This window comes from Variovorax gossypii, from assembly GCF_003965815.1.
GTDB lineage: Bacteria > Pseudomonadota > Gammaproteobacteria > Burkholderiales > Burkholderiaceae_C > Variovorax > Variovorax gossypii.
Window position 1 is genome coordinate 562895 of record NZ_RXOE01000002.1, and the last position, 24116, is coordinate 587010.

At 63.0% G+C, this 24116-nt stretch carries 20 protein-coding genes; 11 read left to right on the top strand and 9 right to left on the bottom strand.

Annotated features, from left to right (window positions below):
• Window positions 1-40: 40 nt before the first annotated feature.
• A complete protein-coding gene (locus tag EJP69_RS10285) occupies window positions 41-1114 on the bottom strand; it encodes a 4-hydroxythreonine-4-phosphate dehydrogenase PdxA (RefSeq protein ID WP_126469871.1) in 1074 nt (357 codons plus the stop codon).
• A 52-nt stretch (window positions 1115-1166) separates the two neighbouring features.
• Window positions 1167-2147, bottom strand: coding sequence for a Bug family tripartite tricarboxylate transporter substrate binding protein (locus EJP69_RS10290; protein ID WP_126469873.1), 981 nt, complete (start codon window positions 2145-2147; stop codon window positions 1167-1169).
• Between the two features lie 94 nt (window positions 2148-2241).
• On the opposite strand from EJP69_RS10290, the gene EJP69_RS10295 reads away from it, so the two are divergent.
• From EJP69_RS10295 to xylB, 11 genes are all read left to right on the top strand, one after another.
• Window positions 2242-3171, top strand: a complete 930-nt coding sequence (locus tag EJP69_RS10295; protein ID WP_176947384.1) for a LysR family transcriptional regulator — start codon at window positions 2242-2244, stop codon at window positions 3169-3171.
• A 180-nt stretch (window positions 3172-3351) separates the two neighbouring features.
• Complete coding sequence (locus tag EJP69_RS10300) at window positions 3352-4662, top strand: ABC transporter substrate-binding protein (protein WP_093196568.1); 1311 nt, start codon at window positions 3352-3354, stop codon at window positions 4660-4662.
• 138 nt (window positions 4663-4800) lie between these two features.
• Window positions 4801-5658, top strand: coding sequence for a carbohydrate ABC transporter permease (locus EJP69_RS10305; protein WP_093196566.1), 858 nt, complete (start codon window positions 4801-4803; stop codon window positions 5656-5658).
• Window positions 5659-5671: 13 nt separating this feature from the next.
• Complete coding sequence (locus EJP69_RS10310; RefSeq protein ID WP_093196564.1) at window positions 5672-6508, top strand: carbohydrate ABC transporter permease; 837 nt, start codon at window positions 5672-5674, stop codon at window positions 6506-6508.
• A 170-nt stretch (window positions 6509-6678) separates the two neighbouring features.
• On the top strand, window positions 6679-7719 hold the full coding sequence (locus EJP69_RS10315) for an ABC transporter ATP-binding protein (protein ID WP_093196562.1): 1041 nt from the start codon (window positions 6679-6681) through the stop codon (window positions 7717-7719).
• A gap of 79 nt (window positions 7720-7798) precedes the next feature.
• A complete protein-coding gene (gene dalD, locus EJP69_RS10320; RefSeq protein WP_126471059.1) occupies window positions 7799-9196 on the top strand; it encodes a D-arabinitol 4-dehydrogenase in 1398 nt (465 codons plus the stop codon).
• Window positions 9193-9981 carry an L-iditol 2-dehydrogenase gene (locus tag EJP69_RS10325; RefSeq protein ID WP_126469875.1) on the top strand — a complete coding sequence of 263 codons (789 nt, stop codon included), beginning with the start codon at window positions 9193-9195 and terminating at the stop codon, window positions 9979-9981. The genes dalD and EJP69_RS10325 overlap by 4 nt, the downstream gene beginning before the upstream one ends.
• A 20-nt stretch (window positions 9982-10001) precedes the next feature.
• Entirely contained in the window at window positions 10002-10673 is a 672-nt protein-coding gene (locus EJP69_RS10330; RefSeq protein WP_126469877.1) for a transaldolase family protein, read from the top strand.
• A gap of 21 nt (window positions 10674-10694) precedes the next feature.
• Window positions 10695-11669, top strand: a complete 975-nt coding sequence (locus EJP69_RS10335) for a carbohydrate kinase family protein (RefSeq protein WP_126469879.1) — start codon at window positions 10695-10697, stop codon at window positions 11667-11669.
• Window positions 11670-11683: 14 nt separating this feature from the next.
• Window positions 11684-12640, top strand: coding sequence for an AraC family transcriptional regulator (locus EJP69_RS10340; RefSeq protein ID WP_093196552.1), 957 nt, complete (start codon window positions 11684-11686; stop codon window positions 12638-12640).
• Between the two features lie 28 nt (window positions 12641-12668).
• Window positions 12669-14135, top strand: coding sequence for a xylulokinase (gene xylB / locus EJP69_RS10345; RefSeq protein WP_126469881.1), 1467 nt, complete (start codon window positions 12669-12671; stop codon window positions 14133-14135).
• Window positions 14136-14296: 161 nt separating this feature from the next.
• Here xylB and groL read toward each other — a convergent pair whose 3' ends face one another.
• From groL to EJP69_RS10380, 7 genes are all read right to left on the bottom strand, one after another.
• Window positions 14297-15949 carry a chaperonin GroEL gene (gene groL, locus EJP69_RS10350; RefSeq protein WP_093196550.1) on the bottom strand — a complete coding sequence of 551 codons (1653 nt, stop codon included), beginning with the start codon at window positions 15947-15949 and terminating at the stop codon, window positions 14297-14299.
• 31 nt (window positions 15950-15980) lie between these two features.
• Complete coding sequence (locus tag EJP69_RS10355; protein ID WP_007835162.1) at window positions 15981-16271, bottom strand: co-chaperone GroES; 291 nt, start codon at window positions 16269-16271, stop codon at window positions 15981-15983.
• A 560-nt stretch (window positions 16272-16831) separates the two neighbouring features.
• On the bottom strand, window positions 16832-18439 hold the full coding sequence (locus EJP69_RS10360) for a type I restriction-modification system subunit M (RefSeq protein WP_126469883.1): 1608 nt from the start codon (window positions 18437-18439) through the stop codon (window positions 16832-16834).
• A complete protein-coding gene (locus tag EJP69_RS10365; protein WP_126469885.1) occupies window positions 18436-19548 on the bottom strand; it encodes an AAA family ATPase in 1113 nt (370 codons plus the stop codon). The genes EJP69_RS10360 and EJP69_RS10365 overlap by 4 nt, the downstream gene beginning before the upstream one ends.
• On the bottom strand, window positions 19545-20801 hold the full coding sequence (locus EJP69_RS10370) for a restriction endonuclease subunit S (RefSeq protein WP_170217085.1): 1257 nt from the start codon (window positions 20799-20801) through the stop codon (window positions 19545-19547). The genes EJP69_RS10365 and EJP69_RS10370 overlap by 4 nt, the downstream gene beginning before the upstream one ends.
• A gap of 16 nt (window positions 20802-20817) precedes the next feature.
• On the bottom strand, window positions 20818-23811 hold the full coding sequence (locus EJP69_RS10375; RefSeq protein WP_126469889.1) for a type I restriction endonuclease subunit R: 2994 nt from the start codon (window positions 23809-23811) through the stop codon (window positions 20818-20820).
• 68 nt (window positions 23812-23879) lie between these two features.
• Window positions 23880-24071 (bottom strand): hypothetical protein, encoded by a 192-nt coding sequence (locus EJP69_RS10380; RefSeq protein WP_126469891.1) that lies wholly within the window; start codon window positions 24069-24071, stop codon window positions 23880-23882.
• Between the last annotated feature and the right edge of the window lie 45 nt (window positions 24072-24116).

Below are 24116 nucleotides of genomic sequence, written 5' to 3' on the forward strand. Positions count from 1 at the left end.
GGCCCTTTTTCTTTGCGTCCGACGCACCTGCCGATGCGGTTCAGGCCGCGGCTTCCGCTGTCGCCTGCGCCGCGACGCGCACCGGCGCGCCGCCCGCCATGCGCACGCACAGGTCGAAGGCCTGCTGCAGCCCTTCGATCTTCGCGATGCCCTTGCCCGCGATGTCGAAGGCACTGCCGCTGGCCGAGGTGGCCACCGGCACCGGCAGGCCGCCGTGCAGCGTCACGCCCTGCTCGAAGCCCATGAGCTTCATCGCGATCTGGCCCTGGTCGTGGTACATCGAGACCACCGCGTCTACGTCGCCACGCCGCGCGCCGATGAACACCGTGTCGGGCGAGAAGGGCCCGCGCGCATCGAAGCCCTCGGCGCGCAGCTGCTCGATGGCGGGCGCGATGATCTCGATCTCTTCCATGCCGATGGAGCCGCCGTCGCCCGCGTGCGGGTTGAGCCCCGTCACCGCAATGCGCGGTTGCGCGACGCCCGCGCGGCGCAAGGCACTGGCGATGATCTTCACCGCGTCGCCCACACCCTGCACCGTGATGTGGCTCGCCACGTCCTTCAGCGGAATGTGCGAGGTCACGCGCGAGGTCCACAGCGAGCCGGTGAGATTGAACTCGCAGACGAAGCCCTTCACCGCGAAGCGCTCCTGCATGTAGCGCAGCTCGTCCTCGTGCACCAGTCCGCCCAGGCGCAGCGAGTGCTTGTTGAGCGGCGCGAACAGGATTCCGTCGGCCTGCCCCTGCAGCACAGCTTGCGTGGCCAGCTCCAGGGCCTCGAACGAAGCCCGGCCCGACTGCTCGTTCGATTCGCCCGGCACGGGCTCCTGCCCCGTCATCCAGTCGCATGCGAGCAAGGTGGGGCGGCCGTCCTCGAAGCGCAGCGCGTCGAGGCTGTCGATGCGTAGTGGATCGAGCTTCGCGTCCGCCGCGCGTTCGCCGGCCGCGAGCACCACCGGGTCGGCGATCAGCAGCACGTGCGCGGCGTCGAGGTTGCGCTGGCGCGCCAGCAGCTTCACGGCCATCTCGGGGCCGACGCCGCTCGGGTCGCCGAGCAGCACGGCGATGCGGGGCTTGGCGGAGGTCACGCTCTGGGTCTTGGGGGAAGGGGTGGACATGGTGCCGGTTGGATGCGGTTGGTGAGGAGAAGAGAAGGGACGTCCGGCCGTTTCATTCGGCCTTGATGTTGGCGTCGCGCACGAGCTGGCCGTAGTGGTCGAACTCCTGCTTGTTCATGGCCGCGAAGGGTTCGCCGGTCAGCCCGCCGGGCTCTCCGCCCAGCGCCTTGATGCGCGTCTGCACGTCGGCCAGCTTCAGCGTGCGCGAGAGCTCGGCGCTCAGCCGCTCGACCGCGGGGCGCGGCGTGCCGGCCGTGACATAGAGGCCGTACCAGGTGGAGACGTCGGCGCCCTTGATGCCCTGCTCGGCGAGCGTGGGCACGTCGGGCAGTTCGGGCGAGCGCTGCGGCGCGCTCACCGCCAGCGCGCGGAACTTGCCGGCCTTGATCTGGCCCATGGCCGAGGAGGTGCTGTCGAACATCATGTCGACCTCGCCCGCGATGATGTCGACGTGCGCCTGCGAGCTGCCCTTGTAGGGCACATGGATCGACTTCATGCCTGTGGCCAGGTTGAAGGCCTCGCCGCCCACGTGCTGGGTGCTGCCGATGCCGGAAGAGGCGTACTTGAAGCTGCCCGGCTTCGCGGCCATGGCCGCCACCAGGTCCTTCACCGACCTGTAGGGCGAGCTGGCCGACACCACCAGCACGTTGGGCATCACGGCCACCAGGCCCACGGGCTGCAGGTCCTTCAGCGGGTCGTACTTGAGCTTGAGGATGTGCGGCGCCACCGCCTGCGCGGTGTTGGTGGCCAGCAGCAGCGTGGCGCCGTCGGCCGGCGCGCGGGCCGTGAGCTCGCCCGCGATGGTGTTGGAGGCGCCGGGCCGGTTCTCGACCACCACGGGCTGCTTGAGCGAGGGCGAGAACTTGTCGGCCAGCACGCGCGCCAGGATGTCGGTGCCGCCGCCGGGCGAGGCGCCGACCATGATGCGCATCGGCTTGTCGGGATAGGCCTGCTGCTGTGCGCCGGCCGGCGTCGCCGCCAGCACGGCGACGGCCGCCAGCCCTGCCGCGCGGGCGAGAAAGGAAGTCTTCATCGGGTTTGTCTCCTGCTTGTAGTGGTGCCCAGCGTACGGAGCTTTGCCCGTGCGATCCAATCGAAAAAGCCTGGAGCTCCATATACTTTTGTACATGACTCAAGGCCCTTCCGATGCCTCGCTGATGCTCCTCGTGCGGCCGCGCCAGCTGCTTCTGCTCGCCCGGCTCGACACGCACCGCCACCTCGGCCGGGCGGCCGAGGCCATGAACATCAGCCAGCCGGCGGCCACCAAGCTGCTGCAGCAGCTGGAGGATTCGCTGGGCGAGAAGCTCTTCGAGCGCCTGGCGCGCGGCATGGAGCCCACGCCCTACGGCGAGATCCTGATCCGCTATGCCCGCCGCGTGCTCAGCGACTTCGGCACCGCCCGCGAGGAGATGCTCGCTTTGCGCTCGGGCCTCAGCGGCGCCTTGCGCGTGGGCAGCGTGCCCGGTGCGGTGCCGGGGCTGCTGGCACCGGCACTCGTGGAGTACCACCGCCGCCATCCGCAGGTGGCGGTGTCGGTGGTGGTCGAGACCAGCGACGTGATCCAGGCGCAGCTGGAGCAGGGCGACGTCGATTTCGTGCTGGGCCGCCTCACCGACGGCCATGACGAGGCGAGGTACGCGAGCGTGCCGCTGCTGGGCGAGCTGCAGGTGGTCGTGGTGCGCGCCGCCCACCCGGTGTTCGAGCGAGCCACCGTCACGCTGGCCGAGATGGCGGGCTGGTCGTGGGTGCTGCAGCCGCCGGGCTCGCCGCAGCGCGGGCGCTTCGAGGCGGCGATGCGCGAGGCGGGCATCTCCGAGCGGCTGGACATCATCGAAACGGCATCGCCCATCGCCATCACCGCCTTGCTGGAGAGCTCCGACATGGCGGCCGTGATGCCCGCCTCGCAGGCCGACCACTACGCCCGCCTGGGCGTGCTGCGTGCCGTTCCGATCGAGCTGCCGGTGCGCGTGCCGCCCATCTGCCTCATCACCCGCACCGACCGGGCGCTGTCGCCCGCGGCCGCACAGCTGCGGCGCCAGCTGCTGGGCGGCGCCTGAAGCCTTTGTGCTGCTGTTTTCCATGCTGTATTGCGTTAACTAGGGAATTCACTAGCCAACTGGTGCATGAAAGTACTGGTGGTGGCTGTGGCAGTACCAAAATCGCAGGCACGCTTCTCCAGAATTCGCGGCACGGCGACCCGACAGGACCTGGGCGTCGCTCACCTCTAGGAGACAAACATGAAGCGTTTTCTGAAAGCGGGCCTCGTCCTCGCACTCATCGGTACGGGCGTCGTCTCGCAGGCCGCCACCGAACTCGTGATCGCGACCGTGAACAACGGCCACATGATCGAGATGCAGAAGCTCACCCCCTTCTTCGAGAAGGCCAACCCCGACATCAAGCTCAAGTGGGTCACCCTTGAAGAAGGCACACTGCGCCAGCGCGTGACCACCGACATCGCCACCAAGGGCGGCCAGTTCGACGTGATGACCATCGGCCTGTACGAGACGCCGATCTGGTCGAAGAAGGGCTGGCTCAAGCCCATCGCCACCGACGCCGCCTACGACGTGGACGACCTGCTGCCCGCCATCCGCGACGGCCTGTCGAACGAAGGCAAGCTCTACGCCGCGCCCTTCTACGGCGAGAGCTCCATGCTCATGTACCGCAAGGACCTGGCCGACAAGGTGGGCGTGAAGTTCTCCGAACAGCCCACCTGGGCGCAGGTGAAGGAGTTCGCCGACAAGGCCAACGACCCGAAGGCGGGCGTGTACGGCATGTGCCTGCGCGGCAAGCCGGGCTGGGGCGACAACATGGCCTTCCTGACCACGCTGGTCAACACCAACGGCGGCCAGTGGTTCGACATGCAGTGGAAGCCGCAGATCGACACCAAGGCCTGGAAGGACGCGATCGGCTTCTACGTCGACCTGATGAAGAAGGACGGCCCTCCGGGCGCGTCGGCCAACAGCTTCAACGAGAACCTCGCGCTCTTCAACGAAGGCAAGTGCGCGGCCTGGGTGGACGCGACCATCGCGGCCTCGTTCATCAGCGACCCGAAGCAGTCGAAGGTGGCCGACAAGGTGGCCTTCGCGCAGGCGCCCACCGCCGTCACGCCGAAGGGCGCCAACTGGCTGTGGTCGTGGAACCTCGCCATTCCGGCCAGCTCGACCAAGGACGAGGCGGCGCAGAAGTTCATCAAGTGGGCCACCTCCAAGGACTACATCGCCCTCGTGGCCAAGGAAACCGGCTGGGCCTCGGTGCCGACCGGCACGCGCAAGTCGACCTACGCGAACCCCGAGTTCCAGAAGGTCGCCAAGTTCGCCGCGGCCGAGAAGAAGGCGATCGACAGCGCCAACCTCACCGACAGCACGCTGCCCAAGTCGCCGTACGCCGGCGTGCAGTACGCGGCCATTCCCGAGTTCCAGGCCATCGGCGTGGCGGTGGGCCAGCAGATGAGCGCGGCGCTGTCGGGCAAGGTCACGGTCGACCAGGCGCTGAAGACTTCGCAGACCGCTGCAGAGCGCGAGATGAAGAAGGCCGGCTACTACAAGTAAGCCGCTTCCTTCCCCTCTCCCCTCGGGGAGAGGGCCAGGGTGAGGGGGCAGCGCGTCCACAGCCGGCGACGATTGCCCTCACCCCAACCCTCTCCCGCAAGCGGGAGAGGGGGCAACAGCCTCAGAGAGGAACACACAATGAAAAGACTCCTGCCACGCGCCCTCATGGCGCCCGCCGTGCTCACGCTCTTCGCCTGGATGATCGTGCCGCTGGTGATGACGTTGTACTTCTCGTTCGTGAACTACAACCTCATGCAGCCCGGCGAGCGCACATTCGCGGGCATCGAGAACTTTCACTACTTCATCACCGACCCCGACTTCTGGCCGGCCACCTGGAACACGCTGCTGCTGATCGGCAGCGTGATCGTCATCACCGTGGTGCTCGGCGTGCTGCTCGCGCTGCTGGTGAACGAGCCATTCCCGGGACGCGGCATCGTGCGCGTGCTGCTGATCTCGCCCTTCTTCGTCATGCCCGCGGTCAACGCGCTGCTGTGGAAGCACATGATGATGAACCCCATCTACGGCATCCTGGCCGACGTGTGGCGCGCCTTCGGCGCGGAGCCGGTCGACTGGCTCACCGACGTGCCGCTGCTGTCGGTGATCATCATGGTGGCCTGGCAGTGGCTGCCCTTCGCCTGCCTGATCTTCATCACCTCGCTGCAGTCGCTCGACCGCGAGCAGATGGAGGCGGCGCGCATGGACGGCGCGAGCGCGTTCCAGCGCTTCTTCTATCTCACCGTGCCGCACCTCGCGCGCCCCATGGCGGTGGTGATCATGATCGAGATGATCTTTCTGCTCAGCGTGTTCGCCGAGATCGCCATCACCACCAACGGCGGCCCGGGCAACGAGAGCACCAACATGACCTACATGATCTTCAAGCAGTCGCTCATGAACTTCGACGTGGGCGTGGCGTCGGCGGGTGCCCTCTTCGCGGTGGTGCTGGCCAACATCGTGGCCGTGTTCCTCATCCGCATCATCGGCAAGAACCTGGACTGAGGAGCCGCACGCCATGCAACAGACACAAGCTCCCAGCAACTTCCTGCCGCAACTGCTGCGCACCATTGGCGCGTGGGCCGTCGCGCTGCTGCTGTTCTTTCCGCTCGGCTGGCTGTTCCTCACGGCCTTCAAGACGGAGCTGCAGGCCATCCACGTGCCGCCGCTCTTCATCTTCGAGCCCACGCTCGACAACTTCGGCGAGGTGCAGCGTCGCAGCGACTACCTGCTGTACGCGCGCAACTCGCTCATCACCAGCCTGGGCTCGACCATCCTGGGCCTGCTGATCGCGGCGCCGGCCGCGTACTCGATGGCCTTCTTCCGCACGAAGAAGACGCGCGACATCCTGATGTGGATGCTCTCCACCAAGATGATGCCGGCCGTGGGCGCGCTGGTGCCGATCTACGTGATCGCGCAGACCGCGGGCATGCTGGACTCGCTCACCGCGCTGACCATCGTGTTCACGCTGTCGAACCTGCCGATCATGGTGTGGATGCTCTACAGCGCCTACAAGGACATCCCGCCCGAGATCCTGGAGGCCGCGCGCATGGACGGCGCCAACCTCTGGACCGAGTTCCGCCACGTCGTGATGCCGCTGTCGGTGGGCGGCCTCGCATCCACCGGCCTGCTGTGCCTGGTGCTGAGCTGGAACGAAGCCTTCTGGGCGCTGAACCTCACCTCCGCCAAGGCCGGCACGCTGGCCACGCTCATCGCCTCGTACTCCAGCCCCGAGGGCCTGTTCTGGGCAAAGCTGTCCGCGGCTTCGCTGATGGCCATCGCGCCCATCGTGGTGTTCGGCTGGTTCAGCCAGAAGCAGCTCGTCCAAGGCCTCACCTTCGGCGCCGTGAAATGAACACCACCCCCAGTCTTCGCGCACTGCGTGTCGCTTCGCCAACCCCCTCGAGGGGGCGCTGCCAGCGGCCCGGCAAAGCCGGTTCCGCGGCAGCTCCCGGATTGCGCCGCGCGCTTTCGAACAACGTCGGCGCATCGGTCGCCTGCCGGCAAAACATCAAGGAGTCGTGAATGGCCTACCTCGAACTCAAGAACATCAAGAAGAGCTTTGGTGAAGTCAACATCATCAAGGGCGTCGACCTGCAGATCCAGAAGGGCGAGTTCATCGTCTTCGTCGGGCCTTCGGGCTGCGGCAAGTCGACGCTGCTGCGGCTGATCGCCGGGCTGGAGCCCATCACCAGCGGCAACCTGCTGCTCGACGGCAAGGACATCACCTGGGCGCCCTCGGGCAAGCGCGATCTCGCGATGGTGTTCCAGAGCTACGCGCTCTATCCGCACATGAGCGTGTACGACAACATGTCCTTCGCGCTCAAGCTGGCGGGCGTGTCGAAGAGCGAGATCAAGACCAAGGTCGAGTACGCGGCGAAGACGCTCAACCTCACGCAGTACCTGGACCGCACGCCGAAGGATCTCTCGGGCGGCCAGCGCCAGCGCGTGGCCATCGGGCGCGCCATCGTGCGAGCGCCGAAGGTGTTCCTGTTCGACGAGCCGCTGTCGAACCTCGACGCGGCGCTGCGCGGCAACACGCGCGTGGAGATCCACAAGCTGCACCGCGCGCTGGGCGCAACCACCATCTACGTGACGCACGACCAGGTCGAGGCCATGACGCTGGCCGACCGCGTGGTGGTGCTGAAGGACGGGCTCATCGAGCAGGTCGGCACGCCGCTGGAGCTGTACGACCGCCCGGCCAACCAGTTCGTCGCGCAGTTCATCGGCATGCCGTCGATGAACATGGTGGCGGCGAACGCCATTCCTTCCTTCTCCGCCGCCACCGGTGGCCGGCTACCGTCCGACGGATTCCTGGGCGTGCGACCCGAGGGCCTGCGCGTGCACCCGAAGCAGGGCGCGCCGGTGTCGGACGTGCTGGGGCGCGTGGAGCTGATCGAGGCGCTGGGCGCCGACACGCTCATCCACGTCGACGTGGCCGGCGTGCCGCTGATCGCGCGGCAGAACGAACGCACGCCGCTGCAGGCCGGCGACGACGTGGCCGTGGAGCTCGATCCGTCGGTGCTGCATCTGTTCAACCGCGAGGGCCGTTCGGTCCTGGCGTGATCCCCAACCATCCACCGTCTTTTCAACGGACATCTTCGTGACCATTGCGCAAACTCCACCGGCTCTTTCCGAGTTCACGGTGCTTCACCTCGGCCTCGGCTCGTTCCACCGAGCCCACCAGGCCGTGTACCTGCAGCGGCTGATCGATGCGGGCGACACCCGCTGGTCGCTGTCGGGCGCCAACATCCGGCCGGACATGGCCGACGTCGTCGCGGCGCTCGAGGCACAGGGCGGGCGCTACACACTGGAGACCGTCTCGCCCGCGGGCGAGTACCGCTACGAGGAGATCGGCGCCATCCGCGAGGTGCTGCCCTGGGAGCGCTCGCTGGCCAACGTGATCGCGCGCGGCGCGGCGCCTTCGACGCGCATCGTGTCCTTCACGGTGACCGAGGCGGGCTACTACCTCGACGACAAGGGCCGGCTGGACCTGTCGTTCGCCGACCTGGCAGCCGACGTGGAACGCGCGCGGCGCGGCGAGACCGGCGGCGACGGTGTGACCATCTACGGCGCCGTCTGCGCCATCCTGCGCGCGCGCAAGGCCGCGGACGCGGGCCCGGTCACGCTGCTGAACTGCGACAACCTGCGCCACAACGGCGACCGCTTCCGCGCCGGCCTGCTGGAGTTCATCGAACTGGCGGGCGATGCCGATCTGCTGGCCTGGGTCAACGCGAACACGCGCTGCCCGAACGCGATGGTCGACCGCATCACGCCGCGCCCGCCGCCCGAGCTGCGCGCGCGCGTGAAGGCGGCCACCGGGCGCGACGACGCGGCCGCCATCACCGGCGAGAGCTTCATCCAGTGGGTGATCGAGGACGACTTCATCGCCGGCCGGCCCGACTGGGGCCGCGTGGGAGTGGAGCTGGTCGAGTCGGTGCAGCCCTATGAAGAGGCGAAGATCCGCATCCTCAACGCCACGCACAGCTGCATCGCCTGGGCGGGCACGCTGGTGGGGCTCGGCTTCATCCACGAAGGCACGCACGACGCGGCCATCCGCAAGATGGCCTTCGACTACGTTACCGACGATGTCATTCCCTGCCTGAGCCCCAGTCCCATCGACCTCGCGGCGTATCGCGACGTGGTGCTCGACCGCTTCGGCAACCCCGCCATCCGCGACACCAACCAGCGCGTGGCGGCGGACGGCTTCTCGAAGATTCCGGGCTTCATCGCGCCGACGGTGCGCGAGCGCCTCGCCGCCGGCCAGCCCATCGAGAGCGTGGCGATGCTGCCGGCGCTGTTCCTGGCCTTCCTGCAGCGCTGGCACAAGGGCGCGCTGCCCTATGCCTACCAGGACCAGGGCATGGACGAAGCGGTGGCGCACGCCATCTGCGATGCGGCCGACCCGGTCGTCGCGCTGTGTTCCGACGCGGGGCTGTGGGGCAATCTCGCGGGCGATGCCACCCTGATCGACACCGTGCGCCGGGCCGGCGGACGCGTCGCGCGCTTCGTGCAGAAGGCGACGGGGGAGCGCAAGCCATGAGCGACCGCCTGCAGGACCGGCACGTGCTGCTGACCGGCGCGGGCGGCGGCATCGGCCTGGCCGTGGCCGCGGCCTGCATCGCCGAAGGCGCGCGCTGCACGGTGATCGACCGCGCGGCGGCTGCGCCCGAAGCCGTGCGCGCGCTGCAGCAGCGTCATCCCGACAGGCTGGCCTACATCGCGGCCGACGTGACCGACACCAAGGCCATCGCCCACATGCTGGCCGAGGCGCAGGTCGCCTTCGGGCCGATCCACACGCTGTTCAACAACGCGGCGGTGTTCGACCTCGCGCCGCTGCTAGACAGCGACGAGGCTTCGTTCGATCGCCTCTTCGCGGTCAACGTGAAGGGCATGTTCTTCGTGATGCAGGCTGTGCTGCGCCACATGGTGGAGGCCGGCACGCAGGGCGCGTCGGTCATCAACATGGCCTCGCAGGCGGGGCGGCGCGGCGAGGCGCTGGTGTCGCACTACTGCGCGACCAAGGCGGCCGTCATCAGCTACACGCAGAGCGCGGCGCTGGCCATGGCGCCGCACGGCATCCGCGTCAACGGCATCGCTCCCGGTGTGGTCGACACGCCGATGTGGGACCATGTCGACAGCCTGTTCGCCAGGGCCGAGGGGCTGCCGCCCGGAGAGAAGAAGCGGCAGGTCGGCCTGGCGGTGCCGCTCGGACGCATGGGCGTGCCGGACGACATCGCGGGGGCGGCGGTGTTCCTCGCCAGCGACGAGGCGCGCTACATCACGGCGCAGACCCTCAATGTCGATGGCGGCAATGTCATGAGCTGAAGATTCCTTTCCTGCGTGCGATGAACGAAGACTTCCACCTGTACCTCGACAGCGCGGACCTGTCCGAGCTGAAGACCTGCCTGCCGCACCCCGTGGTGCACGGCGTGACGACCAACCCCACGCTGCTCAAGCGCGCCGGCATCGGCCGCGGCGAACTGCCCCGCCTGCTTCAGCGCTGCATCGAGCTGGGTGCGCGGCAGGTGCAGGCGCAGGTTTATTCGGAGGACGCCGACGGCATGCTGGAGGACGCGCGGGAGCTGTTGTCGCACTTCGAGCCCGGCCAGCTGGTCGTGAAGATTCCCGCCACGCGCCAGGGGCTCGCCGCCGGCGCTCAGCTCATCGCGCAGGGCGTGCAGGTCACCTGGACGGCCGTGTACGCGCCGGAGCAGGCGCACTTCGCGGCGCAGCTTGGCGCGGCCTATGCGGCGCCGTACCTCGGCCGGCTGGAGGATTCCGGCATCGACGGCCTGGCGCTGATCGCGCAGATGCAGGCGCTGGTCGCGCAGCGGCCTTCTTCCGGCACGCGGCTGCTGGTGGCCAGCATCCGCTCGCGCGAGGCCTACCTTTCGCTGCTGAAGCTGGGCGTGGGCGCGATCACCATCCCGCCGCGGCTGTTTTCCGAACTGCTCGATCATCCCGCCACGCTGGCCGCCGAGCGCGGCTTCCTGGCCGACGCGCGCGACCTGCCCTGATCCAGACAGAATCCAGACACCATGCGCATTGCACTCACGGGCGAAGCCCTCATCGATTTCACCGCCAGCGAGGCTGGCACCCTGGCGTTCCTGGGGCACGAGGGCGGCTCGCCGCTCAACACGGCCGTGGCCTGCGCGCGGCTGGGGCAGCCGACCGGTTTTCTCACGCAGCTCTCGACCGACCTGTTCGGCGAGCGGCTGATGGGCTTTTTGCAGCGCAACGGCGTGGACACCAGCTTCATCCTGCGCAGCAACGCACCATCGACGCTGGCCTTCGTCGAGCGCACGCCGCAGACCAACCGCTACGCCTTCTATACAAGCGGCAGTGCCGATGCCACCTGGGCGCCCGAGCCGCTGCCGCAGCTGCCGCCGGAGTGCCGCTTCCTGCACTTCGGCTCGATCTCGCTGCTGCAGGACCCGGCCGCTACGTGCATTGCCGACCTCGTCGCCGCGAACAGGGGCCAGCGCGTGATCGTGTTCGATCCCAACGTGCGGCCCAGCCTGATCTCCGACATGGCCGCCTATCGCGAGCGCGTGAACGGCTGGTTCGGCATGGCCGACCTGGTCAAGCTCAGCGACGAAGACGCGGCGCTGCTCGCGCCCGGCCAGCCGGTCGATGCGCTGGCCGCCGAGTGCCTGAAGGCCGGCGCGCGCGCAGTGATCGTCACGCGCGGCGGCGACGGCGCGACGCTCTGGCGCGCGGGTCATGCGCCGCTGAGCGTGGCCGCGCCGCGCGTCACCGTGGTCGACACCATCGGCGCGGGCGACACCTTCACGGCCGGCCTATCGGTATCGCTGCTTTCGCACGGCGTCGAGCGGCCGGAGCAGCTCGACGGGCTGCGCGACGAAGACTGGAAGGCCGTGATGGGCTTCGCCGCCACTGCCGCCGCCCTCAACTGCACCCGCGAGGGTGCCGATCCACCGACGCTGGAGGCGGTTCACGCCGCGCTGGCGAAGGCACAAAATACCGCTGTTGCTGCTGCTTCCCGGCCTTGAGCCGGGCTGTCATCATGACGACGTCCACCCGCAAGCGTTCGATTCCCCGCCAGCGCCAGCCCGAGCTGGAACGCGACTTCACGCGCTCTCCCTCGCTGGGCTACGAGACCCCCGAAGAGACCGGCCTGGTGCGATGTCTTGCGCACGGCTTTCCGAGCCCGCTGGTGCGCTGGCACTTCCATGAGGACTACGAGCTGCACCTGATCACCGAGACCTCGGGCAAGGCCTTCATCGGCGACTGGATCGGGCCGTTCCAGCCCGGGCACCTGGTGCTGTGCGGGCCACGGCTGCCGCACAACTGGATCTCGCTCGATGTGCCCGAAGGCGGCGCGGCGGGGCGCGACAGGGTGATCCAGTTCCGCCACGAGCCCATCGAGCACGCGGCGGCGCAGATTCCCGAGTTGCGCGAAGTGATGCAGCTGCTGGAGCGCGCGCGCCACGGCATCGAGTTCTTCGGCATGTCGCAGCAGGCGCAGGCGCACTGGGACAGCATCAAGGCCGCGCGCGGCGTGCGCCGCCTGGGCCTGTTCCTCGACTTCATGGCCGACCTGGCGCAATGCACCGACTACCGGCTGCTGTCGAGCGTGCAGATGCAGGGCGCGCAAGGCGCGGACGGCGACGCGCAGGTCGACCAGATCAACGGCATCGTCAACCGCATCACCAACAACATGGCCGACCCGATCTCGATGTCGGACGTGGCGGCCGAGCTGGGCATGAGCGAGAGCCGCTTCAGCCGCTTCTTCAGGCGCTCCACCGGAAACAGCTTCACCGATTTCGTCAACCGCGTGCGCATCAACAGCGCCTGCCACCTGCTGATGCAGACCGACCACTACGTGACCGACATCTGCTACCAGGTGGGCTTCAACAACGTGGCGAACTTCAACCGCCGCTTTCTAGAGATCAAGGGCATGACGCCCAGCGAGTTCCGCAAGCAGGCCGACACGCGATTCGGCAGCGGCATTCCTTCCTAAGCACCGACACAAAACCAGGGGGCTCATCTTGTATCTGGGACTCGACCTCGGCACGTCCGAGCTCAAGGCGCTCTTGCTCGCCGACGATCACCGCATCGTGGGCGTGGCCCGCGCGCCGCTCACCGTCGATAGGCCGCAGCCGTTGTGGTCGGAGCAGGCACCGCAGCAGTGGTGGCAGGCGCTCGAAGAAGTGATGGCGCAGCTGAAGGCATCGCATGGCGAGGCGTTGAAGGCGGTGCGCGCGATCGGCCTGTCGGGCCAGATGCACGGCGCCACGCTGCTCGACGAAGCAGGCGAGGTGCTGCGCCCCGCGATCCTCTGGAACGACGGCCGCAGCGGGCCGCAGTGCGAGGCGCTCGCGCGTGCCGTACCCAGGCTGGGCGAGATCGCGGGCAACCTCGCGATGCCCGGCTTCACCGCGCCCAAGCTGCTGTGGGTACGCGAGCATGAGCCTGAAGTCTTCAGTCGCGTCGCGCGCGTGCTGCTGCCGAAGGACTGGCTGCGCTTCATGCTCAGCGGCGAGGCCGTCAGCGAGATGTCGGACGCGGCGGGCACGCTGTGGCTCGACGTGGGGGCACGCGACTGGTCCGACGAGCTGCTCGCGGCCACGGGGCTCACGCGCGCGCACATGCCGCGGCTGGTCGAGGGCAGCGAGGTTTCGGCGCGGCTCAAGCTCGAACTTGCGGTGCGCTGGGGCCTGCGCGACGACGTGAAGATCGCGGGCGGCGCCGGCGACAACGCAGCGAGTGCGGTCGGCATGGGGCTGGTCGAGCCGGGGCAGGGCTTCGTGTCGCTCGGCACTTCGGGCGTGGTGTTCGTGTCGACCGACCGCTTCCTGCCGAACCCCGCGCAGGCGATGCACGCCTTCTGCCATGCGCTGCCGAAGCGCTGGCACCAGATGTCGGTGATGCTCTCGGCCGCGAGCGCGGTGAGCTGGGCCGCGAAGACATTCAAGTTCGCCGACGAAGCGGCGCTGCTCGAAGCGGCGGCGAGCGTTTCTCCGGCGCAGCGAGAACGCTGCCCGCTGTTCCTGCCGTACCTCTCGGGCGAACGCTCGCCGCACAACAACCCCAACGCACAGGGCGTGCTTTTCGGCCTCACGCACGCGCATGGCCCGGCGGAGATCGCCTACGCCGTGGTCGAGGGCGTGAGCTTCGGCCTGCGCGACGGCTTCGACACCCTGCGGCTGCCTGCCGACATGCCGCTGCGCGAGATGGCGCTTGTAGGCGGCGGTGCGCGCAGCGTGTGGTGGGGGCAGCTGCTGGCCGACATCTTCGGCGTGACGCTCACTCTCTACGCGGGCAGCGAGACGGGCGGGGCGCTGGGGGCGGCGCGGCTGGCATGGCTGGCCGATGGCGGCGAGGTCGCAAAGGTGTGCACGCTGCCGCCGGTGAAGCAGCAGTTGATGCCGTCGACCGAGGGTGCCGATGTCCGCAGGACAAGGCACGCGCGCTTCCAGGCGCTGTACAAGTCACTGCGAGACCAGTTTCAGTAAACGGCACGATTGCCACGACCATGAAAAAAGCCCGTCGGAGACGGGCTTTTTTCATTTCGCGGGACACCGCGGATCCGGCTTCGCCGGTCCGCAGGTGTCGCCCCCGGTAGGGGGTAGGCGTAGCGGACACGAAGTGTCCGCGCAGCCTGGGGGCGAGCCAATTACATGCCCATGCCGCCCATGCCGCCCATGCCACCCATGTCGGGCATGCCGCCGCCGGCAGGAGCGTCGTCCTTCGGAGCGTCAGCCACCATGGCTTCGGTCGTCAGCAGCAGCGAGGACACCGAAGCGGCGTTCTGCAGTGCGGTGCGGGTGACCTTCGTCGGGTCCAGGATGCCCAGCTCGAGCATGTCGCCGTACGTGTCGTTGGCGGCATTGAAGCCGTAGTTGCCCTTGCCGGCCAGAACCGCGTTCACCACCACCGAGGCTTCGCCGCCGGCGTTGTTCACGATTTCGCGCAGGGGAGCTTCGATGGCCTTCAGCACCAGCTTGATGCCGGCGTCCTGGTCGGCGTTGTCGCCCTTGACCTTGTCGCCCACGGCTTGCTTGGCGCGCAGCAGAGCCACGCCGCCGCCGGCAACCACGCCTTCTTCCACTGCAGCGCGGGTGGCGTGCAGGGCGTCTTCGACGCGAGCCTTCTTTTCCTTCATTTCGACTTCGGTGGCAGCGCCGACCTTGATCACCGCAACACCGCCGGCCAGCTTGGCCACGCGCTCTTGCAGCTTTTCACGGTCGTAGTCGCTCGTGGCTTCCTCGATCTGCACGCGCACTTGCTTCACGCGGGCTTCGATGTCGGCAGCAGCGCCGGCGCCGTCGATGATGATGGTGTTTTCCTTGCCCACTTCGATGCGCTTGGCTTGACCCAGGTCGGCCAGCGTCACCTTCTCGAGCGTCAGGCCCACTTCTTCAGCGATGACCTTGCCGCCCGTCAGGATGGCGATGTCTTCCAGCATGGCCTTGCGGCGGTCGCCGAAGCCAGGAGCCTTGACGGCCACGACCTTCAGGATGCCGCGGATCGTGTTCACGACCAGCGTAGCCAGGGCTTCGCCTTCGACTTCTTCGGCAATGATCAGCAGGGGACGGCCAGCCTTGGCGACTTGTTCCAGCGTGGGGAGCAGGTCACGGATGTTGCTGATCTTCTTGTCGAACAGCAGCACGAAGGGGTTGTCGAGCAGCGCCGATTGCTTCTCGGGGTTGTTGATGAAGTAGGGCGACAGGTAGCCGCGGTCGAATTGCATGCCTTCGACGACGTCCAGTTCGCTTTCGAGCGACTTGCCGTCTTCGACAGTGATCACGCCTTCCTTGCCGACCTTGTCCATCGCGTCGGCGATGAGCTTGCCGATGGTTTCGTCGCTGTTGGCCGAGATCGAGCCGACTTGAGCGATTTCCTTCGACGTGGTGGTGGGCTTCGAAGCCTTCTTCAGCTCTTCGACCAGGGCCGACACGGCCTTGTCGATGCCGCGCTTCAGGTCCATCGGGTTGATGCCGGCGGCCACGTACTTGAAGCCTTCGCGAACGATGGCTTGTGCCAGCACGGTCGCGGTGGTGGTGCCGTCACCGGCGTTGTCGCTGGTCTTGGAGGCCACTTCCTTCACGAGCTGGGCGCCCATGTTCTGCAGCTTGTCCTTCAGTTCGATTTCCTTGGCGACCGACACGCCGTCCTTCGTGACGGTGGGGGCGCCGAACGAGCGCTCGAGCACCACGTTGCGGCCCTTGGGGCCCAGGGTCACCTTGACTGCGTTGGCCAGGATGTTCACACCCTCGACCATGCGTGCGCGGGCTTCGCCGCCGAAGACTACGTCTTTTGCTGCCATGTTCTATTACTCCGAATGGGGATCTGTTGAATTACTTCTCGACGACCGCGAACAGGTCGTCTTCCTTCATGACGAGCAGCTCGTCGCCGCCGACCTTGACGGTCTGGCCGCTGTACTTGCCGAACAGGACGCGGTCGCCGACCTTCACGGTCAGTGCGGCCAGTTCGCCCTTGTCGTTGCGCTTGCCCGGGCCCACGGCCAGGACTTCACCCTGATCGGGCTTCTCGGCGGCTGCGTCGGGGATCACGATGCCCGATGCGGTCTTGGTTTCGCTGTCAACACGCTTGACGATCACGCGATCGGCCAAAGGACGAAGTTTCATTGCATCTCCTGGATGTATGGATAAGAAACGGGTTTGTGGTCGGGTGCCGGACCGGAGCCCGGCAGCCCATCGGCTGGAAGCGAGGGCTGTTAGCACTCATCAGCAGCGAGTGCTAATCATAAGGGCAATCGATGACGTTTCAAGGATGCGGGGTGGTTGCGGGCGCCATTGCGGAATGCTGGTGGAGATTAGTGGACACGTCATTTAACTTTCGCTTTATTTTATCCGGGTAAAATAAAAGGAGCTAAAAGTAAGGCGAAGTTACCGTCCACTAGGATGCCGACCGACGGGGCAGACTGTCAGCAGCCAATCTAGGTTTGTCCAAGACGACAGGTCTTGCCACGAGCAGGCGCTCTTGCTGCACCCTTCCCCTGCCGGGTAAGCGCGTGCGACGTGGCTCGATCTAGGCGCGGGGTACTGACTCTTGCCGCCATCCCGACTCAATCAATCAATCATCGTAACGCGCTGGTTGCCAGAGCCTGATAGGTGTGCATCAGTGGCCCGAGGACCGAGGGGCGCCTATGGGGGCAGCTCTTGCTAGGTGTTTGGGGCCTAAAGTATCAGGGCAGCAATGGCAGCCTCAACTGCTTGAGGAACTCGTTGTGCCGCTGTGTGGCGGCCCTGATTTTCTGGTCAAGTGCCATTAGGTCGGCATGCACCGCTCTCAGGTCGATCTCTTCCTCGGCCTCCGCCGTACTCACATAGCGTGATATGTTCAGATTGAAATCGTGCTTCTCGATCTCTTCCATGCTCACGCGGCGCGAGTAGCGCTGCTCTTCTTTGCGAAACTGGTAGGTGTCGATAATCTTGTCGATGTGCTCGGGCAGGAGCTGGTTCTGCAGCTTGCCTTTTTGGAAGTGCTCAGCCGCATTTATAAACAGCACGTCGTCCGGCTTCTTGCACTTCTTTAGCACCAGGATGCACACGGGAATGCCGGTGGAGAAGAACAGGTTGGCAGGCAAGCCAATCACCGTGTCGATGTGCCCATCCTTAAGCAGCTTGGTGCGGATGCGGGCCTCGGCGCCGCCACGGAACAGTACCCCGTGCGGCAGGATAATGGCCATCACCCCGTCCTGTTTCAGAAAATGGAAGCCATGCAATAGGAATGCAAAATCCGCCGCCGACTTTGGTGCCAAGCCGTAGTTTTTAAAGCGCATGTCCTCACTGAGCGATTCGGCTGGCTCCCAGCGATAGCTGAATGGCGGGTTGGCCACCACCGCATCGAACTTCGGTAGCTTGGCCGGATTGGTCTCACGCAGAGCGTCCCAATCGTTGAGCAAGGTGTCCCCGTGGAAGATCTCGAACTCCGAATCCTTTACCCCATGCAGCAGCATGTTCATGCGCGCTAGGTTGTAGGTGGTGATGTTCTTTTCCTGCCCGTAAATTTTGCTAATGCCATGCGGCCCCATCCGATGGCGCACATTAAGCAAAAGCGAGCCCGAGCCGCATGCAAAGTCCAACACGCTCTCCAAATGCGAGCGTTGACCTGTAGCCGGCTCCTGCCCGTCCAGGGTGACGAGGGTGGATAGGATCGTGGAAACCGGCTGAGGTGTATAGAACTCTCCTGCCTTCTTGCCTGAACCTGCTGCGAATTGGCCAATCAGGTACTCGTAGGCATCGCCCAAGGTGTCACTGTCAGTGGAAAACTGACCTAGGCCATCTGCGATTTCCTTAATGATCTTGCATAGACGCGCATTACGTTCGGTATAGCTCTTGCCCAGCTTGTCAGAGGCCAAGTTGATCTCAGAGAACAGACCCCGGAAGGTACTGGCAAAAGACTCTGTCTCGATGTAGCTCAGGCCATCCTGAAGCGTATTTAAGAGCATGGCATCTTGAATGCGCGCCATCTCGACAATGTTGCCCCACAGGAACCGAGGCTCAATTACATAGTGCACCTTGCGGCGCATCTGTTTTTCAAATTCCTTAACGTCACCCGCGTTGGCTTCATACCAAAGTTGCAGCGGCGTGGACGATGAGCTATCAGTCTGTTGCGGATAGTCCTGACCCAACTCCTTCTTGGCTACTGCTTCGTAGTTGTCCGATAGATATCGGAGAAAAAGAAAAGCGAGCATGTAATCGCGAAAGTCATCCGCATTCATTGCCCCGCGAAGTTGGTCAGCAATCGCCCAGAGGATTCTGCCAAGCTGTTGTTTTTCGAAATCGGTCACGGTTTGCCTTCTACTGCCTCAATAACTTGCGGGAACAAATCAGGATTAAACGGATAACGACTCAGAAAATCGTTCAAAATCTTGCGGAAATAGTTTTTATTCTCGTCAAGCATTTGCTGTGGCTCGTAGAGTGAGTAGTTGCCATGGCTCAGAATATTAATCAAGCGGGTATGCAAAATTCCGTCTGGATCGTCATCCTCGAGCTTGATACAAGCCGAGAAATTCTTGTGCCCGTGGAAGCTCGCAGTTTTCTCCAGAATCGTGCGAAGCATGTTGAAATGATGGGTGAAAAGTCGATCTTCTTGGGCAGCCTGATAAAGCTCGGCCAAGGCGGCAACGTGGTGAAAGAACGGCGTGTCCCCATCTTCTGGCCGGAGCAAGTAGCCGCCATTGCTCGCATTTTTATTTAGCACGTATCTGCGGGCATTCTTCATTTCATTGCATAACACATTAAAGAAGAGAGTGTGATGCGTTGAAATCACCGCCTTTAGCTCATTTTCCTGTCGCTTTAGTAATTGGGCGAGGTGATTGGCTACGGCAATCGCATTATGCTCATCCAATGAGGAGATCGGGTCGTCGATATATAGATACCTTACCCACTGGTAGGCTTCGATTTCTTGATCCATTGCTAGCTCAACTACAGCAAGGAAGAAGCACCAGATGAATATGTTTTCCTCGCCGCGAGAAACCTTGATGTTGTCGACGCTTTTCCCATTCACCAATCGGAAAAATCGTACGCCCCACTCATTATCCTGCGTGTCGATTCGGAAGTCGAAATCTGCATAGCGGCGCAATAGTGGGCGGATACGATTATCCATTTCCAGTTCGAATAGGCCCTGGAAAAAGCGAGAATCCTTGTTGAGGAGTAAGCGTCGATTCGTGTCACCTTCCAGATCATTATTCCAATGGAATAGGTCTTCAGTGAAAGCATTGAAATACAGCGTATCGCGGGCTTCGTCCTGCCTTCCAATGTCCTTGAATGCCATGGAAAGCCGCGTCTTGCCCGTGCCGTTGTATGCGTAGAGTAAGATGGTTTTCTTGATTTCCAATTCACTGCGCAAGAAAGTCGCAAGTGTGGAAATTTTTTCGAAAGCTTCCCCTTGCTTCACGTTGGCTTCTCATTTGAGGTCGGAAATAGCTGTTGCACCAAGCCTGCTTTATTTTTCTTGAGAAAATCTATTTTCTGGCCCTGAAGTGCGATCAGGTCGTCGATGGATGAAAGGATTTTTACAATTGCGGTTTGCTCGCTGACATCTTCTGGGATTGCGAGTTCCAGTTTTTCGAATTCCTTTTGCCCCAGTGTTTTGTTTCTGCCCGCCCCGCCAGGAGAGGCTACTCCTAAAAGTTCTTTTCCTTTGGATGTCAGAAAAAGGTACTTGAGAAATCTAACATCAATGCCCTGTTTGGGTATATACATTGGGAATCGGTGAGATGCAATCATTCCTTTGTCTGCCTCCGAAGTGACTGCGATTGCCTGCTCCCAAGCAAAAACAATATTAATTACAAGAGCGTTTTGTTCGACCCAGAAAACTCGCTTTTCTCCAAGATTTATACCGAGAATTGGGTCCTTGTGGAAAATGCCTTTCCCATGAGATCTAATTCCAATCTCTCGATATGTTGTGCTTGTATCGACATCAACAGGCTTAGTCACTTTTTCGAGTAGATTGGAAATAAATTCTCTCCTCCATGGCTTTGAATTTGAAAATTCAGGGAGACGCAAGCGAGGATGGCTTTCTCCCGTGCTAGGGAAGAGTATCTGCAGCAAACTCTTTCTTTTGAGGGAAAGAGTGCGTAATTTCTGACTCTCCGCCACAATCAATTCATCCAGTGACCATAGGCAATCGCCGATAATCATTTGCTCTTCTTGGCGAGGCATGTGCGCCGAAAAAGTGCGAAGAACACCCAGATAGAGTCTTGTCCTAGTGCCGCCTTTTTTCTGCGCCAGTGCAAACCGCTTGAAAGCAATACCTTCGTTTAGAAGGTACTGCAGAAATGTTGGGTCAATTCCTTCGACGGAAAAGACGGGGTACTCTTTGCTAACGGCAATTTTTCCCCCGAGGCGATTGACGTTGAATTTGAATGTTCCGTCATCGCTCATGTGGCGGTAAACAAAGTAACCATCTGGCACGACGCCATAATCGCCGTCGTTTGCAAGCTCTCTATCGTCGTAGTAATCTTTTTGAGGTTGCAGGCCTACTCTTGTTGAGCTATAAACTGGAAGCTCCGTGCTGGATGGAACCTTCTCCGTATATTCGCGCAAAAATGGGCCTAGATCGGTAAGTTTCCAATTGCCAGATTTTGAATAAATTGGGAAGCGCAAATTTGGTGCCAACCCCTGGTTGTTGTTATATCTTTCGCGCATTGCGTTCTCTTCCTTATTATTCATACGCGCTCAGGCCAGAAATTTCTCGCCCTTGTGCCATTTTGTGCAGCAACGGCGTGAGCTCTTCCATCAACGCCAGTTCCTTTTGAGTGCGCGCCTTCCAGCCTAGGCCCAGCGGCGCCATCAGGTCGCTCAGCGCTTCGCCGTCAAATATGCGCCGACGTAGTACGCCATCGACGAAGCCCTGCATCGCATCGACTTCTAGTCCGTGGCGCTGCGCGATCTCGGCCAGTGCACGGCCTTTCTTCGCGGCTCTGAAGTGGTCAAAGCCCGCGCGAATGGCCGCCTCGTCTAGCGCCCGGCCTACGGGCAGGCCGCGGATGTACTCGGCGATGTCTTCGCGGTCGTCGATGAACTTGGCATCGGCCTGGATCAGGCCGATGAGTTGCTCGCGGTTTAAAGTCAGCTTGCCGGGCTTTTGCTGAGTCATGCGCGCAATCAGACCCATGATGTAGTCGTAGTCGATTACGGCCGAGGCGAAGAGCACGAATTCGAAATCGAGTTGCTGCACTTCAGGCGGGGTCTGATCGCGGTCTTGCAGAGCCTTCAAGCGCTTGGCCGTCTCCATGTACATCCCCTTGAAGCCCTGTATCTGGTCTGGCGGAGCAATCTGGTTGATCTGCATTTTCTGTTCGTCTGACAGATCGGTGTACTGGTCCAACTGTGTCTTGAGCCGCTGCACTTCCTTGAACAGGTTGATGAACTGGCTGCGAGCCGCATCGCCCTTCAGGTTGGCAACTTCTTCTGGGGCGTTCGTCAGCTCTTGCGACTGCATGAAATCCGCCAGCTTTTGCGTGGCGGCTTGCAAGGTGCCAATGACCTTGGGCGCAGGGTCCACCAGCCAGATTTCACGCGGGTTGTCGGTCTTCTCGCCCGAGAAGAGCGCGATGGCTTCTTCCACCGGCCTCTGCTGCTGGCGGAAGTCGAGCACGTTGCCGTAAGGCTTGCTGTCGTTCAGCACGCGGTTGGTGCGCGAGAATGCCTGGATCAGACCGTGGTACTTGAGGTTCTTGTCCACGTACAGGGTGTTCAGGTACTTGGAGTCGAACCCGGTGAGCAGCATGTCCACCACGATGGTGATGTCGATCTTCTGGCCGTGCGGCAGATCGGCATTGGCGTACTGTTGGTCCTTGATGCGCTTCTGCACGTCTTGGTAGTACAGGTCGAACTCGCTGGTGCGGTGGTTGGTACCGAAGCGCGCGTTGTAGTCAGTCATGATGCGCGTGAGCGCGGCCTTCTTACCTTCCGGATCTTGCTGGTTGTCTGCCTTCTCCTGCGGCAGGTCTTCCTGAATCTGCTGCACGTCTTTGTTGCCTTCGGCGGGCGGAGAGAAGACGCAGGCGATGTTCAGCGGAAAGAAGCCGTCGTCCTCGGCCCGCTTCCGGTCTTGCAAGTCCTTGAAGGCCTCGAAATACTGGATGGCGTCGTTAATACTGGCGGTCGCCAGCACGGCATTGAACTTGCGGCCATTGGTCGCGGCATCGTGCTTGTCCAAAATGGTCTCGATGACCTTGGCCTTCGGCAGACCCTCGCCAGGCTTGGGCGGCTTCTTGCCTTCCGGCTTGAAGAAGTCGATGTGAAACTTCAGGACGTTCTGATCTTCGATGGCGTGCGTGATCGTGTATTCGTGCAGGCAGCGCTGGAATAGGTCGTCTGTCGTGCGATAGCTTGCCTGCTGGCCCTCGATCTGCACAGAGGTAGCGTTATCCTTAAAGATAGGGGTGCCGGTGAAGCCGAACAACTGGGCCTTCGGGAAGAACTCCTTGATGGCCTTATGGTTCTCGCCGAATTGCGAGCGATGGCACTCGTCGAAGATGAACACCACGCGCTGCTCGCGTAGAGGCTCCAGACGCTGCTTGTAGGTTTCCTTGCCCTGCTTTTCCTTCTGCTTGTTGCGCTTGCTGTTCTCGTCCAGCGCCAGACCCAGCTTTTGAATGGTGGTGACGATGACCTTGTCAGCGTAATCGTCGGACAGCAGGCGGCGCACCAGCGCTTCGGTGTTAGTGTTCTCTTCAACGCAGCCGTCCTGGAAGCGGTTGAACTCCTCGCGCGTCTGGCGATCCAGGTCTTTTCGATCCACTACGAACAAGCACTTATCAATGTCCGGGTTGTCCTTGAGCAGGGTTGAGGCTTTGAACGAAGTCAGCGTCTTGCCCGAGCCGGTCGTATGCCAGATGTAGCCGTTGCCGCAGTTCTGGTGGATGCACTCCACGATGGCTTTGACGGCATAGATTTGGTACGGCCGCATCATCAGCAGCTTCTGCTCGCTGACGACCAGCACCATATAGCGGCTAATAATCTGGCCCAAGGTGCATTTGGCCAAGAACTTGTCAGCGAAGCTGTCGAGCTGGGTTACCTTCTTGTTGTCTTCACTGGCGAACTGGTAGACCGGCAGAAAGCGCTCATCCGCGTTGAAGCTGAAGTGCCGGGCGTTGTTGTTGGCGAAGTACCAAGTGTCGGTGCGGTTGCTGACGATGAAAAGCTGTAGAAAACACAGTAGCGTCTTGCCGTAGCCATTGCCCGGGTGGGTCTTGTAATCGACGATCTGCTGCATGGCGCGACGCGGGCTCACAGCCAGCGTCTTCAGCTCGATCTGTACCACGGGCACACCATTGATGAGCAGCATCACGTCGTAGCGGTGATGGCTGTTATCGGTGTTCATGCGCAGCTGGTTGATGATCTCAAAGTCGTTCTTGCACCAGTCGCGGATGTTTACCAGGGTGTAGTTCAGCGGCGTGCCGTCGTCTCGCTCGAAGGCGTTGATGTTGCGCAGCGTTTGGGATGCGTTGTAGACATCGGGGGTGACGATGCTGTCCAACAGGCGTTGGAATTCGCTGTCCGTCAGGCGCACCCGATTGAGCGCCTCGAACTTGGCGCGGAAGTTAGCTTCCAGTGCCGCGCGGTCGCGGATGTCCGGGCGGTAGGTGTACTTGAGTTCGCCGAGCTTGGCGATCAGGTCCAGCTCGATTTGGTGTTCTGTGGTCGTCATGAATCTATCCCGGCCGTCATGGATGTGTTGGTGTGGCGGGCGCCTTCCTATGGCTGTGCACAGCCATGTCAAGCGCTCGCCTTGGCAGGTCTTCCATTCGGGCGATCCGGTCTCAAGTCATGACTGCGCGCGTATTCCAGGACCAGAATTTCGATCATTGATGCTACCGAGCGGCGCTCGCGATCAGCCGCCAATCGAAGAAGCTGCTTAATCTCGGCGGAGGTGCGGATGGAAAGGGTCTCGTCCTTCAGGCGTGACATGGCGGTATCTCGTCAATTGCGTCACACAAATGTACTGCCTTTGGG